Here is a 13,457-nt window from a genome sequence, read left to right as displayed (position 1 = left end):
GCGAGGGTCCTGTCCAGACTAGCGGAGGGATGCGCCCCGCCCGGGGTCAGCGAATCGATTCCGCGCTCCGCGTGATCGGCTCCGTGACCCGGGCGAACAGCAGCCCACCGGCCACGAGCACGACGACGATCACGGGGATGACCACCCGGTTGTCCGGGTGCAGGGCGAGCGCGAGCGTCACGAGCGCGGGCGTGATGAACCCGACCGCGCGGCCCGTGGTGGCGTACAGCCCGAACACCTCGCCGGCCGTCCGCGGCGTGGTGAGTCGACCCAGGAACGCGCGCGAGGCCGACTGCACCGGGCCCACGAACAGGCACAGCGCCAGCCCGCCGACCCAGAACGCGAGGGTGCCCGAGGCGAAGAACAGCGCCCCGGCCACGAGGACCATGGCGGCCAGCGAGCCCAGGATCACCCGGCGCGGACCGACCGCGTCGTCGAGCCGCCCGCCCACGAAGGCGCCCAGGGCGGCCACCACGTTGGCCGCGATCGCGAACAGGATCACGTCCGAGGCCGCCAGCCCGTAGACCGTGGTGCCCAGGATGGCGCCGTAGACGAACACCGCGCCCACGCCATCGCGGAACACCGCCGAGGCCACGAGGAACCACAGCGTGTTCCGGTCCTCGCGCCACATCCGGGCCAGCGTGGCCCCGAGTTCGCGGTACGAGCCCAGCAGCGACTCACGGCGCGGCCCGCCGTCCGCCGCCGGGGCGGGGGCCGGGTCCGGCACGGCCACCAGCACGGGGATCGCGAACACGAGGAACCACGCGGCGGCCACGAGCGCGACCACCCGGATGTTCAGCGCCGCGTCCTCCGTGACGCCGAACCAGTGCGCATCCCCCGAGACGAAGCCCACGAACACGATCAGGAGCAGCAGGATGCCGCCGAGATAGCCCGCGCCCCAGCCGATGCCCGAGATCCGGCCGATCGTGGCCGGCGTCGAGATGTGCACGAGGATCGCGTTGACCTGCACCTCCGCGAACTCGAAGAACACCGTGCCCAGGGCGATCAGGGTGACGCCCAGCAGCAGCGAGGACTCCTCCGGGGTGACCCAGAAGCAGGCCGCGGTGCACGCGATCACGGCGCCGGTGGTCAGCCCCAGCCCTCGCCGGCGCCGTCCCGCGCCGTCCGCCCGACGCCCCAGCACGGGCGCGGTGGCCGCGATGACGACGCCGGCCACCGCCATCGCCGTCGAGAGCCAGGCCGTGCCCCGCTCATCCGGCCCGAACGCGTCCGAGGCCAGGTAGGTGCCGAACACGAAGGTGACCATGACCGCGTTGAACGCGGCCGAACCCCAGTCCCACAGCGCCCAGGCGGCCACCTGGCGGCGCGGGGCGGCGGAAGCGACCGGCGGGAGCGCGACGTCGGTCATCGCTCGATGCGGGTGAGATGGAAGTCGCGGTGCGCCCGGGAGGCCGTGGGCCCGCGCTGACCCTGGTACCGGTTCTGGTTGGCCCCGGTGCCGTACGGCGACTGGGCCGACGAGGAGAGCCGGAAGAAGCACAGCTGGCCGATCTTCATCCCCGGCCACAGCGTGATGGGCAGCGTGGCCACGTTGGACAGCTCGAGCGTGACGTGCCCGGAGAACCCGGGGTCGATGAACCCGGCGGTCGAGTGCGTCAGCAGGCCCAGCCGCCCCAACGAGGACTTGCCTTCGAGGCGAGCGGCGAGGTCGTCCGGCAGCGTGACCTGCTCATAGGTGGAGCCGAGCACGAACTCCCCAGGGTGCAGGATGAACGACTCGTCCGGGTCCACCTCCACCAGCCGGGTCAGCTCGTCCTGCTCCTGGCGCGGGTCGATGTGCGCGTACCGGTGGTTGTCGAAGAGCCGGAAGAACCGGTCCAGGCGCACGTCCACGGACGCGGGCTGGACCATCGCCGGGTCGAGGGGGTCCAGGCCCACGCGGCCGGAGTCGAGCTCGGCGCGGATGTCGCGGTCGGAGAGCAGCACGGCTCAGTCCAACCGCACGACGACGGCCAGCGGGGTGCGCTCGCGGCCCTGGCCCAGCGGGTTGTCCGCGAAGGCGGCCTCGAGGACGGCGGCCGACGCGGCGGTGTCCTTGCCGAGCGCGTTGCGGCCGATGTCGTTGGCGTCCATCACGACGGTGCCGGCGAAGGAGGCCTTCGCCCAGGCCGGGATGTCCGCCGCCCGGATCATCGCCGAGACCTCGGCGGCCACCCGGTCCGGCTCGGCCGGGGGCAGCTTGGCCGAGACGTTGGCCGGGAACGTGGAGTAGGTGGTGGGCCCGTCGATCGCGCGGACGTTGCCGCCCACCACGTTGTAGAACACACCGCGCTTGCCGGCGACCTTGCCGGCGGCGCCGGCGGCCGCGGAGAGCACGATGCGCGGCAGGCCGGCCTCCTGGATGGCCAGCTGCATGGTGGTGGGGTCGCCCAGGCCGATGCCCGCGGGCGTGCGGGTGACCAGGCGGGAGAGGGCGCGGGCGGCCACGGAGGGGCGGACCTCCCAGGTGTAGTAGGAGCGGCCCTGGGTGATGGCCACGATCTTCTCGGACACGGAGAAGTGCCACGGGGCGTCCTGCGGCATCGCGTCCGCGGGCAGGTCGCGGAAGAAGTCCTCGATCTCGCCGCGCAGGTAGGCCTGCAGGTCCGTGTCCCGGTCCACCAGGCCGGTTTGCACAGGGAAGCGGCGGTAGCGGCGGCCGTCCTCGGCGGAGACCAGATCGAGCTCCTTGCCCGGGTTCGGCTCGTGGTCCGGTTTGGCCGGTGCCGGGGCGGTGGGGGCCTCGTCGACCGCGGTGGCGGGGCCGGCCGGGGCGGCGTCCGCGTCCACCGCGTCGCGCAGCCAGAGCTCGAGGTTGAGCAGGCGCCAGAAGCGCTCGGGGTCGTGCCGGCGCGGGTGGGCGAGGAAGTCCTCGAAGAGCGCGCGGACGGTGGGCGCGTCGGCGTACGGGCGGGCGGCGAACGAGTCGGAGGCGAACACCTCGCGGACCGGCTCGCGCAGGGCGAGCAGCAGGCCGGCCGCGGCGTCGTCGTCCGCGTGGCGGGCCGGCGGGAGGACGGCGTCCACCAGGCCGGCGAGCCGCCCGCGCGGCACGCCGCGATCGGCGGGGCGCTCGTCCGCGTGGGCGTCGACGAAGGCCGAGTTCAGCAGCGCCTCGACGGGCACGTCGGCGCGCTCGCGGGAGTCGGCCAGGCGTGCGGCGACGTCGCGGCGGGTCGCGGTCAGGGTGCGCGCGGCACCGCGCAGGCCGCGGGACGCGTCGGCGGCCGAAGGCGTCGGGGCGGGGCGGCCGCACACGTGCGCGGTCGAGGCCAGGGGGCCGCCGTGGGCGCGGATCGCGGCGCGGACCGGCTCGAGGTCGGCGACCGGGGACGGTGTCGCGGCGGGGGCCAGCGGTGCGGGCCGGGGACCGCCGACGAGGAAGGGGCGGTCCGCCTCCCCGAACGCGAGGTAGCGGTACACCGCCGCGTCGTCGGGGCGGGCGGGGACCTGGGCCGCGTCGGCCGTGGTGTCGCGCATGGGACGTCCTTCCGGGACAGGGGCTGCCGGACGCGTCCGGCCGCGGCCGGGCGCGGTTCGGACTCTACCAGCGGCCCCCGGCGCGCTTTCGTTCGGGAAACGGCGGCCCCTGGTGCGCTTTCGTTCGGGAAACGGCGTGGCCGGCCGCTGGCGCGCGGGTGCGGCCCTGACCATCCGCGGGGAGTTCTCCATCGTGATCGCCGGGCCGGTGCTCACGCGGTACGCGGACGCGTTCGGTCGTTCGCGCGCCCGGGCGGCGACGCGGCGGGTGCAGGCGCGCGAGGTCGCCGTGGCGGACCCGGTGCACTGACGTACGGGGCCGTGGGGCGCGAGGACGACGCGGGGCCGGTGCACCGGCCGGGCTGGTGTATGGTGGTGCCCGCGCCGCAGGCGGAAGCCGAGCGGTTGCGCGGGCGTAGCTCAATGGTAGAGCGCTTGCTTCCCAAGCAAGATACGCGGGTTCGATTCCCGTCGCCCGCTCCACACCACGACGACGGCCCCGGGCCCCTCACGCGAGGGACCCGGGGCCGTGTCGGCCCACGTCGCCCCGCCACGGCCGCACCGGGAACGCGAGACGTCGGAATGCGGCCACATTCCGGCGTCATGGCGACCGCTGGCGTTCCAGGTCGACGTGCGGGGTCCCGCTCCCCTCAACGGCCCGCGCGGATCTCGCGCAGCCGGCGTTCCAGGTCGACCGGCAGGTCCGCGGCGAAGCGCGGGTCGAGGTCGGGCCCGGCGTCCGCCAGCCGGTAGACGCCGTCGGCGCGGTCGAGGAACCCGTAGTCCACGAGTTCGCGACGCAGCGTGGCCACGTCCTCGTGGGCGGGGCGCAGCAGGTCGTTGACCTCGGCCTCCGCGTAGGCGCGGCCCGCTCTGAAGCGACGCAGCAGCTCGAGAAGGACGGCCACCCGCGGCTTGCGACGCGCAGGGATGGAGCGCAGCCGGTCCCCGTCGAAGAAGCGGGTGAGCACGGTCGCGTGGTAGCGCTCGGCGGACTGCCACTCGTCGGCGAGGGCCGCCGCCGCGGCGGTGTACCGCTCACCGGTGACGGCCATGCGGGCGCGGATCAGGGTCTTGAGGTCGGACTGACGGGTCATGGTGCATCCTCGCCGGCGCGCTCCCGGCCATGCCGCGCCGCGGGTCGGGGACGACGTCCGTCGCGTGCGGGTGGGCCCGAGGATCCGCTCCCCTTCGCGCCGGGCTGCAGGGCCCTGCCGCGCGGGGCCGGGCCGCGTGGCGCGCTCGGCGGTGGGCGCCGCCGTCGTGATCCAGGCTAGCCGACACCCGCGGCGTAGGATCGCGCCATGCACCTGACCCCGCCGCGGACCGCCCCACCCCGACCCGTGGAGGCCCGTCCGTGACCCAGGTGCTCTCCGGCTTCGCGGTCGTGTGGGTGATCATCCTCGTGGGCGTCCTGGTGGGGCGCACGGGGGTGCTCGGCGAGCACGGTCGCACCGTGCTCTCCCGCGCGGCGTTCTTCATCGGCAACCCGGCCCTGCTGTTCGTCACGCTCTCCCGCGCGGACGTGGGCGCCGTGCTGGGCCCCCAGCTGTGGGTGGCCACGCTGTCCGCGTTCACCGCGGCCGCACTGTACCTCGCGGTGACGGTCCCGCTGCTGAAGGGCAGGTCGGCCTCGGAGCGGATCATGTCCGCGCTCAGCGCCTCGCTCGTGAACTCGGCGAACCTCGGCATCCCCATCGCGGCCTACGTCCTCGGCGACGCCGCCCTGGCCGCCCCGGCGCTCATCTTCCAGCTGGCGATCTACACGCCGCTCTACGTGGCCGCGATGGACGCCGCCACCGCGCGCGAGGCCCGACGACGCACGACGGCGGGCCGGCGCCGGGCGGTGCGCCGCTCCCCCGGGCGCGCCGTGGCCGACCAGGTCCGCCACACGGCCACCAACCCCCTGATCCTGGGCTCGGTGGCCGGCCTGGTCTTCTCCCTCACCGGCTGGTCGTTGCCGGGCCCCCTCATGGAGTCCGTGGAGCTCATCGGCGGGCTGTCCATCCCGGCGATGCTCCTGGCGTTCGGCATGTCGCTGGTCGGCTCGCGGCCGCTCGAGCGGGCCGGCGGGCGACGCGCGGACGTGCTGCTCGCCTCGGCGGTGAAGCTGGTGGTGCATCCGCTGCTGGCCTGGCTGCTCGCGCAGTTCGTGTTCGGCCTGGATGCGCGGCACGTGTTCGTCGCCGTCGTCCTGGCCTCCCTGCCGACCGCACAGAACGTGTTCGTCACCGCCGTCCGCTACGACACGGGCCTGCGCGTCTCGAAGGACACGATCCTGGTCACCACGATCGTCGCGATCCCGGCGATGATCGCCGTCGCACTGCTGCTGGCCTGAGGCCGACGACGGCGGCGCCCGGCCCGGTGCCCCGCGCCGGACGCCTCGCCGCGGCTCAGACGTCCCGGCGGATCAGCTCGTCCAGCCCCGTGGGCGAGAGCAGGTACGGGGCGACCTCGAGCACGGTGCGCGCCCCCGTCTCCCCCTGGGCCTTCAGACGCGCGGCTGCGCGGCCGTAGGCGACCTGCGCGGCGGCGGTGAAGTCGGGGTTGGACTCCAGCTCCAGCACGAACTCGACAGCGCTGCGCGAGCCGCCGAGGTCGCCCGAGGTGACGACGTGGCCGCCGTGCGGCATGCCCTGGTGGTCGCGCTCGAACTCCTCCTCGGAGATGAAGTGCACGGTGGTCTCGTACGGGGCGAAGTAGTCGGGCATCGTGGTGATGGCCTCGGTGATGGCCGCGTGGTCGGCCTCGTCGGCCACCACGTAGCACTCACGCACGTGCGCGGAGGCGCCGGTGATCTCGGCGCCCCGTCCGGCGCGGGCCTCGGCGATCGCCTCCTCGCTGGGGATCGTGTACTGCACGCCGCGCCGCACGCCGGGGACCCGCCGGACGGCGTCGGAATGGCCCTGCGAGAGACCCTTGCCCCAGAACGTGTTCTGCTGCGGCTGCGGGAACAGCGCCGCGCCCAGCACCCGGTTCACCGAGAACAGGCCCGGGTCCCAGCCGGTGGAGATCATCGCCACGTGCCCGCCCTCCCGGGCCGCGGCGTCCATCTCGGAGCGGTGCCGCGGGATGAGCTGGTGGTTGTCGTAGGTGTCCACGGTGGTGAAGTGCCGCGCGTAGCCGGCCGCCTGCTCGGGGATGTCCGTGGCGCTGCCGAGGCAGAGGAACAGCACGTCGATCTCCCCGGCGTGCTCGGCGGCCCGCTCCGCCGGGAGCACGGGCGTGTCCGTGTCCAGGCCGGTGCGACGCGAGAAGATGCCCACCAGCTCCATGTCCGGCTGGAGCTTCACGAGCTTCTCCACACTGCGTCCGAGGTTCCCGTATCCGACGATGCCGGCGCGGATGGTCATGTGCGTCCTCCTGGTGGGGTCGTGGTCAGGTCGGTCCCGCCAGCCTAGGCCCGGCGCCGCGGGGCGCCGAGTCCGCCGGCCGGACCGCGCAGCAGGAGCACGACGACGGCGACCAGCCCCGCCAACGCCAGCACGCTGACCACGTAGATCGGCCAGGCCCACGGGCTGTGGTCGCCCCCGCCGACGCCGTAGGTGTCCGCGAGCGCCATGCCCGGCCCGAACGAGGCCATGAAGTAGGCCGGGGACGCGGCGACGAGCGAGGCGAGGCCCAGGGCGAGGACCGCCAGGGGGTCGACCTCCTCGCGACGCCACGTGAGGAACCACAGGATCGCGGCCACACCGAGCCCGGCCGCCAGGATCACGGCCGACAGGACGAAGGGGACGCCGAGCTGGCCCGCCGCGCTCAGGTCCGCGTAGATCCTCCCGAGGCCGCGGTCGCCGGGCGCGGCGGCCAACGGGTTGAGGACGAACACCTGCAGGGCCGCGAGCGCCGCGGCGGCGGCGATGACGCCCGGGACCACCGCACCCGCGGCGAGCCGCACCCAGCCGGGCCGGTCGGGCAGGGCGAGGGGCGCCGTCGTCGGGCGGGGCCGGGCGGGGCGGGAGGACGCGGCGGGGCGACGGGCGGAAGGGGACATGCGGCCAGGCTAACCGCTCGCCTCCGCCGCGGGCACGAGCGCCTCCGGCGCCGTTTCGTCAACGACAGCGGCTGTGGAGGCTCCTGCGCCCCCGCCGTCTCGTCGACGAGCGCGGTGGGTGAGGTCAGCGGACGCCGGCGCCGGAGAGGGTCTTGGCCCAGGCCTCGATGGCGTCCCAGTCGCGGTAGTCGCCGTAGTGCTCGTTGCGGGAGAGCTTGAGCTTGAGCTTCTCCAGCCGGCCCAGGCGCTCCTCGACGAGCGCCCCGCGGAAGTACGCCACCTCGCGCGGACCGTAGGACTCGAGCTTCTCCCGCACCGGCGGGGCCAGCTCGGGCGCGCCGCCGGAGGCCAGGATCACGAGCGGCAGGTCCGCCAGCTCGGCCCGACGGGTGTCGAGGAACGCCCGCGCGTCGGCGGCGAGCGAGCCCGTGTAGACCGGGGCCGCGACGATCACCGCGTCCGCCGTGGCCAGCCACGCGGCGGCGCCCTCGACGTCCTCCACCACGGTCGGGACGGCCTGCGACGTGCGCAGCACCTCCGCGACACGCTCGGCGATCTCTCGCGTGGATCCGTGGGCGGACGAGGTGACGATGAGCGTGGTCATGGTGGGGCGCAGCCTTCGGGGTCGGGGGCGGACGACGCGCTCAGTGTATCCCGCGCAGGTCCAGGTCCAGGCGGGTCTCGGCGCCCTTCGGGGCCCGGTCCGGGGTGTGCACCGTGACCGGGATGCCCCAGTCCTGCTGGTACAGGTGGCAGGCGGCGTGGTCCGGGATGGGCTGCCCCTTCTCCCCGTCGCACGCGGCGGCCCGGGCGGTGATGTGCAGGACGCCCTCCTCGACCTCGGGGTTCAGCCGCAGCGTCCGGTGCAGCCCCGTGGACGTGCCGGCGCCCTCGAGCAGCAGCTCCTCCGGGGACGAGGAGACCTTCAGCTGCGTGGGGTCGCCCCAGCGGTCGTCCAGCTTCTGCCCCGTGGGCGCGGCGAAGCCGATCGTCAGGTCCAGGTCGCCGGCCACCACCGGGGTGCGGGGACGCTGCGTCTGCCGCGCGCCCTCGTCCACGGTGAGGAACTCCTCCGGCACCGCCAGCCGCGTGAGCCGGTGGGCGTTGGACTCGACCACCACGATCGCGGTGTCGTTCCCGTCCGCGTCGTGCTCCACGAGCACGTCCGAGGGCTCGAGCAGTCCGCGCGCCACCGTGGTCACCGTGGCCGGGACCGCCCGGCCCGCGGCGTCCTCGCCGGCCGGGGCGTACCGGCGGATCGCGCCGTTGTACGTGTCGGCGATCAGCACGGAGCCGTCCGGCAGGGCTGTGACGCCCAGCGCGTGCTGCAGGCGCGCGCGGTCCGCCTCCCCGTCCACGTGGCCGAAGTCGAACAGGCCCGCCCCGACGGCGGTCCCGACCTCGCGGCGCCCGTCCTCCCCGGTCCGCACCCAGCGCACCGCGGAGGTCTCCGAGTCCGCGACCCACAGCGTGCCGTCCGCGCCCACGGACAGCCCCGAGGGCTGCGCGAACCAGGCCCGTCCGGCGTCGCCGTCCAGCAGGCCCTCGAGCGCCGTGCCCGCGTGCACCGCGAGCGCGTCTGTGACGGGGTCGAAGTCGAAGAGCTGGTGCGTGCCGGCCATCGCGATCACCACACGCCCCAGGGCGGGGTGCCACACGACGTCCCACGGGGAGGACAGCGAGATCGCGGTCGGCTCCCCGGGCAGGTCCGCGAGGTCGACGGCGACGTCCCCCTCGTCGTCGACGGCGGCGGCCTCCTTGGCGCGCTCGGAGTCGATGAGCTTCTGCACGCCGTTGCCGGCGAGGGTGCTGACGTGCCCGTCCGACAGGCGCAGGCCCCGCAGCCGGTGGTTGACGGAGTCCGCCACGACGACGTCGTAGCCGACGCGCTGGGCGACGTCCTCGGGCAGCAGCGCCAGGCCCTGCGGCTCGTTGAACAGCGCCTGGTCCGGCCCGCCGTCCGCGTGGCCCTTCTCCCCGGGCGTGGGGAATGCGAGCTCGGCCTGGCCCGCGTCCGCCGTGGCGGGGTCCCCGCCGCCGAACGCGCGGAGCACCGTGGTCAGGTCCTCGGCGACCTCCAGGAGGCGGTGGTGGCCGGTGTCCGAGACGAGGAACGTGCCCGGGCGGGAGCCGCGGCCGCCGAGCGACACGGCCTTGCCGGGGAACGACAGGTCCCGGGCCACGGGGGCGGGCGGGACGTAGGGGCCCGAGCCGCGGTGCAGCGTGCCCTTGGCCTCGTGCTCGGCCACGAGCTCGCGCACGAGCCCGTAGAGCCCGGCCACGTGCCCCTCTCCGGACAGGTGCGCGGCGATGTAGCCCTCCGGGTCCACCACCACGAGGGTGGGCCACGCGCGCGCCGAGTACGCCTGCCACGTGGTCAGCTCGGGGTCGTCCAGCACGGGGTGCTCGATGGCGTAGCGCTCGACGGCGGCCGCGAGCGCGTCCGGGTCCGCCTCGTGCTCGAACTTGGGCGAGTGCACGCCCACCGTGACGAGCACGTCCGCGAACTCCTCCTCGAGCGGGCGCAGCTCGTCCAGGACGTGCAGGCAGTTGATGCAGCAGAACGTCCAGAAGTCGAGGAGGACGACCTTGCCGCGCAGGTCCTCGAGGCTCACCTGCTCGCCGCCGGTGTTCAGCCAGCCGCGGCCCACGAGCTCGGACGCGCGCACCCGGGTGGCCGCGCGCGGCACGGCGGCGGGGGCGTCAGCGGTCGGGGCGGGGTTCGGGGTCTGCGGTGCGGTCATGTCCACCATCATGACGCACGCCCCGGACGCGTCAGCCGTGAGCGGACGCCGGCGGCGTCACAGGGGGAAAGACGACGCCGCCGGGCGGGTCCGGCTCAGTCGGCGGCCAGGGCGGCGGCCAGCATCTCCTCGGCGATGAGGGTGAACTCCTTGCGCCCGGCCTCGGGCCGGCCCACGAAGGAGACCATCACCACGGCGTCGGAGGTGACGGCGGTGAGCACCTGGGCCGTGAGCTGGGGCTCGGACTCCGAGGCCACGGTCCGCTCCCACACGAGGGCGGACTGCGCCGGCGTGCCGTCGGACAGCGGCGCGTCGGAGACCTCGAGGCGGTAGTCGACGGTCGCGTCCCCCTCCTGCACGGTCATGGTCATCTCGCGGCAGTCGGCGCGCAGGGCGTTGACGGTCTGGATGTGGCGCTCGACGTCCTGGCGGCCCTGGCCCGTGAGCCGGGCGACCTCCACGGTGCCCGTGCCCGTGAAGGTGTCGGCGCCGACGTCCACGCGCGTGGCCTCGGCCTCGTCGAGGGCGATCGGGGAGAAGTCCAGGGCGGTCAGCGGCGCCTTGCACTGCGCCGGCTGCACGGTGGTCCGGTCCGCGTCCGCGCGCCGGTCCCGGGAGTCCTCGCGGGCCGCGTCGATCTCCTCCGCCGTGGCGGCCCGCTGCCGGACGAAGCCGAACGTGGCCGCACGCTCGGCCGCGGCCTGCGCCATGCGCTCGTCCTGACGGTCGCCCAGGCCGAGCCCCTCCGGGGCCGCCGACTCCGTGGGCGCCGCGGTGCCGGCGTCGCCGTGGACTCCGTCCGCGGGCGCGGACGCGGCGGCCGGATCGCCGTCCCCGGCCCTGCAGCCCGTCAGGGCCAGCAGGCCGGCGGCGACGGCGGCCGCGAGGCGCAGCCGACCACGCCGGGGCGCGGCCGGGCGGCCGAGGGGAGGGAGGAGGTCAGCGGACATCACGGGCCTCCTCGGGGCCGGTGGAGGAGTCACGGGCCACGGGCTCGGCGCCGCTCGGGGCGTCGGTGACCGGGGTGCCGTGCATGCGGGCGTACATCTCGTTCCAGCGGCGCAGCTCCGCGTCGCCGTCGCGGTCGGCCTGCCGGTCCAGCCGGACCGCGTTCTTGCGGTCGCTGCGATACCAGAGCACGGCCACCATCACCGCCATCATCACGGTGGGGAACTCGCCGATGCCCCACATCACCGCGCCGCCGATGCGCTGGTCCTCGAGGGCGGTGGGGCCCCAGTCGCGGCCCATGTTGCCGAACCAGGACGCCTGCATCAGGCCGGTGGAGGAGGTCATGGCGACGCCGATGAAGGCGTGGAAGATCATCGTGGCCATCAGCAGCACGAGCCGCAGGGCGTACGGGGGCCGGCGCGGCAGCGGATCCGAGCCGATCATGACCAGGGCGAACAGGAACCCGGTCAGCAGGAAGTGGACGTTCATGAACTCGTGGCCCACGTGGGTCTCCAGCGAGAACCGGAAGAAGTCCGTGTAGTAGAACACCAGGATCGAGCCGGCGAAGTTGACCCCCGCCACGATCGGGTTCGTGATGAACCGCCCCCACGGGGAGTGCACGATCCACAGGATCCACTCGCGCGGGCCGCGCGTCCCGTCCGTGCGGGACGGCAGGGCCCGCAGCGCCAGGGTGATCGGCGCGCCCAGGACGAGGAAGACGGGGCTGAGCATCGTCAGCGTCATGTGGCCCACCATGTGCGCGCTGAACAGGACGCGGCCGTACACGGCCGGGGACCCGGAGGTCGCCCACAGCAGCACGGCCAGGCCCGCGAGCCACGCGACGGTGCGCAGCACGGGCCAGCGGTCGCCGCGGCGGCGCAGCTGCCACACGGAGCGCAGGTACCAGAGGGTCAGGAACGCGATGATCGCGACCCACAGCCAGTCGAACCGCCACATCGTGATCCACCGGGCGCCCTCGAGGGCCGGCGGCAGCTCGTAGCCGGTGAGGATGCGGGCCGGGGAGGCGTCCGGCGCGAGCTCCTCCGGCACGGGCGGGGCCGTCCGGGAGAGCACGGAGGAGACGCCCATGACGGCGCCCATGATCACGGCCTCCACGGCGATGAGCTGCCACAGCAGGCGACGCGCGGGGGCGGGGCTGGGACGGTCCGGGCCGGCGTCGAGGCGGGGGATCACCCACCGGCGGTGCAGCAGGCCGATCAGGCCGAGGCCCAGGGCCGCCAGGAACTTGGCCGAGACGAGGATGCCGTAGGGGCTCAGCAGCTGGGCCGGATCGTCCATGCGGATCGACGCGTTGACCACGCCGGACAGCGCCACCGTGACCAGGCCCAGCCCGGCGAGCACGGAGTAGCGGGTCAGGACCGTGTGCAGCAGGGGCGCCGGGCCCTGCCGGCGCAGGCTGCGGCCCCGCCCCTGCGCCCCGTTGGGCCCCACGAGGGTGTCCGAGATCGCGACGAGCACGAGCAGTCCGCCCACCCACACGACGACGCCGAGCAGGTGCAGGCCGATCGAGTTCACGGCGCCGGTGTGGTCGTCACCGCCCGCCGCGTGCCCGATCAGGGCCAGGGGCACGAGGGCGAGCATCGCCAGGATGCCGGTCCAGAACAGGCCGTTGTGGGAGCGGACGGCGATCGCCAACGTGGTCACGACGGCGGCGATCACGGTGACCCAGAACCACGCCTGGCCCACCGAGATGCCGACCACGTAGGCCGCCAGGCCGTCCGTGAAGCCCTGCCCCGCCGTGACGGGGATGCCGGCGAGGTCCGAGTAGGACAGCACGCCGACGGCCAGCGCGGCCACCGTCCACACGCCGGCGCTGACGGCGGCGATCCGCATCACGCGGGTGAACGCGGGGTGCTCGGGCAGCGGTGCGGCGTCCGCGTCCTCGCGCCGCTGCCGGGCGGAGCGGTGCCACCGTTCCGTGCCCGCCGCGTGGGGCGGCAGGACCCCGGCCGCGAAGATCAGCGCGGCGATGGTCAGGGACATCGCCAGGTTGGAGACGAGCTCCCCCACGGGCACGCCCCAGCGGGTGATCCACCCCGGGTCGGAGAGCTGGCGCGCGGCGGTGACGCCGGTCAGCCAGCCGGCGGCGGCGAGGCCGGCGGCTCCCGCGGCGGCCACGAGCACCCAGATCCACCGGGGCACACCGACCGGCCCCGACGGACCGGGGCGGGCGGCGTCGTCGTTCTCGGCGGGGTGGCTGCCCCGGGCGGGGGCGGTGGCGGCGGACATGGGGTCCATCCTCTCAAAGCATGCGGACGCCCGACGACGACGGG

At 74.8% G+C, this 13,457-nt stretch carries 10 protein-coding genes, 1 tRNA gene and 2 pseudogenes; 3 read left to right on the top strand and 10 right to left on the bottom strand.

The genetic code is table 11. The annotated features are described in order from the left end of the window. Window positions 1-46 precede the first annotated feature (46 nt). The 3 genes and pseudogenes from HDA34_RS08975 to HDA34_RS08965 all read right to left on the bottom strand — a co-directional run. Window positions 47-1,420 (bottom strand): annotated as a pseudogene (locus HDA34_RS08975) (MFS transporter); the annotation flags it as partial. Beyond that, window positions 1,366-1,947: a dCTP deaminase gene (dcd, locus tag HDA34_RS08970; protein ID WP_101966059.1), complete on the bottom strand. Its 582-nt coding sequence runs from the start codon at window positions 1,945-1,947 to the stop codon at window positions 1,366-1,368. The pseudogene HDA34_RS08975 and the gene dcd, both read right to left, overlap by 55 nt. A 3-nt stretch (window positions 1,948-1,950) precedes the next feature. Further along, complete coding sequence (locus HDA34_RS08965; protein WP_134377244.1) at window positions 1,951-3,480, bottom strand: hypothetical protein; 1,530 nt, start codon at window positions 3,478-3,480, stop codon at window positions 1,951-1,953. Between the two features lie 121 nt (window positions 3,481-3,601). Between HDA34_RS08965 and HDA34_RS08960 the strand changes: the two are divergent. Both HDA34_RS08960 and HDA34_RS08955 read left to right on the top strand, forming a co-directional pair. Beyond that, a pseudogene (locus HDA34_RS08960) lies at window positions 3,602-3,790 on the top strand (cation:proton antiporter); the annotation flags it as partial. Between the two features lie 99 nt (window positions 3,791-3,889). After that, a tRNA-Gly gene (locus tag HDA34_RS08955) sits at window positions 3,890-3,963 on the top strand. A gap of 167 nt (window positions 3,964-4,130) precedes the next feature. Here the strand turns inward: HDA34_RS08955 and HDA34_RS08950 are convergent. Further along, window positions 4,131-4,577 carry a DUF2087 domain-containing protein gene (locus tag HDA34_RS08950; RefSeq protein WP_020626108.1) on the bottom strand — a complete coding sequence of 149 codons (447 nt, stop codon included), beginning with the start codon at window positions 4,575-4,577 and terminating at the stop codon, window positions 4,131-4,133. A gap of 260 nt (window positions 4,578-4,837) precedes the next feature. Here HDA34_RS08950 and HDA34_RS08945 point away from each other — a divergent pair, with 260 nt between their 5' ends. After that, the gene (locus HDA34_RS08945; protein ID WP_134377243.1) at window positions 4,838-5,818 is read left to right on the top strand and encodes an AEC family transporter; all 981 of its coding nucleotides are present in this window, start codon (window positions 4,838-4,840) and stop codon (window positions 5,816-5,818) included. A gap of 55 nt (window positions 5,819-5,873) precedes the next feature. Here HDA34_RS08945 and HDA34_RS08940 read toward each other — a convergent pair whose 3' ends face one another. The 6 genes from HDA34_RS08940 to HDA34_RS08915 form a co-directional block, all read right to left on the bottom strand. Beyond that, complete coding sequence (locus tag HDA34_RS08940; protein ID WP_020626110.1) at window positions 5,874-6,833, bottom strand: diaminopimelate dehydrogenase; 960 nt, start codon at window positions 6,831-6,833, stop codon at window positions 5,874-5,876. Window positions 6,834-6,877: 44 nt separating this feature from the next. Continuing rightward, the gene (locus HDA34_RS08935; protein ID WP_134377242.1) at window positions 6,878-7,471 is read right to left on the bottom strand and encodes a hypothetical protein; all 594 of its coding nucleotides are present in this window, start codon (window positions 7,469-7,471) and stop codon (window positions 6,878-6,880) included. A gap of 124 nt (window positions 7,472-7,595) precedes the next feature. Continuing rightward, complete coding sequence (locus tag HDA34_RS08930) at window positions 7,596-8,075, bottom strand: flavodoxin domain-containing protein (protein ID WP_069941971.1); 480 nt, start codon at window positions 8,073-8,075, stop codon at window positions 7,596-7,598. Window positions 8,076-8,115: 40 nt separating this feature from the next. Continuing rightward, the gene (locus tag HDA34_RS08925; RefSeq protein WP_134377241.1) at window positions 8,116-10,215 is read right to left on the bottom strand and encodes an NHL domain-containing thioredoxin family protein; all 2,100 of its coding nucleotides are present in this window, start codon (window positions 10,213-10,215) and stop codon (window positions 8,116-8,118) included. A gap of 95 nt (window positions 10,216-10,310) precedes the next feature. Then, window positions 10,311-11,165: a hypothetical protein gene (locus HDA34_RS08920; protein WP_178329097.1), complete on the bottom strand. Its 855-nt coding sequence runs from the start codon at window positions 11,163-11,165 to the stop codon at window positions 10,311-10,313. Beyond that, window positions 11,155-13,413, bottom strand: a complete 2,259-nt coding sequence (locus HDA34_RS08915; protein WP_044658530.1) for a bifunctional copper resistance protein CopD/cytochrome c oxidase assembly protein — start codon at window positions 13,411-13,413, stop codon at window positions 11,155-11,157. Before HDA34_RS08915 ends, HDA34_RS08920 begins: the two co-directional genes overlap by 11 nt. Window positions 13,414-13,457 lie beyond the last annotated feature (44 nt).

It is taken from the genome of Micrococcus luteus, assembly GCF_014138885.1.
GTDB classification, from domain to species: Bacteria; Actinomycetota; Actinomycetes; order Actinomycetales; family Micrococcaceae; genus Micrococcus; species Micrococcus luteus.
Note: the sequence above shows the minus strand (reverse complement) of the source record. Positions and strands in the feature narration are given on the sequence as shown.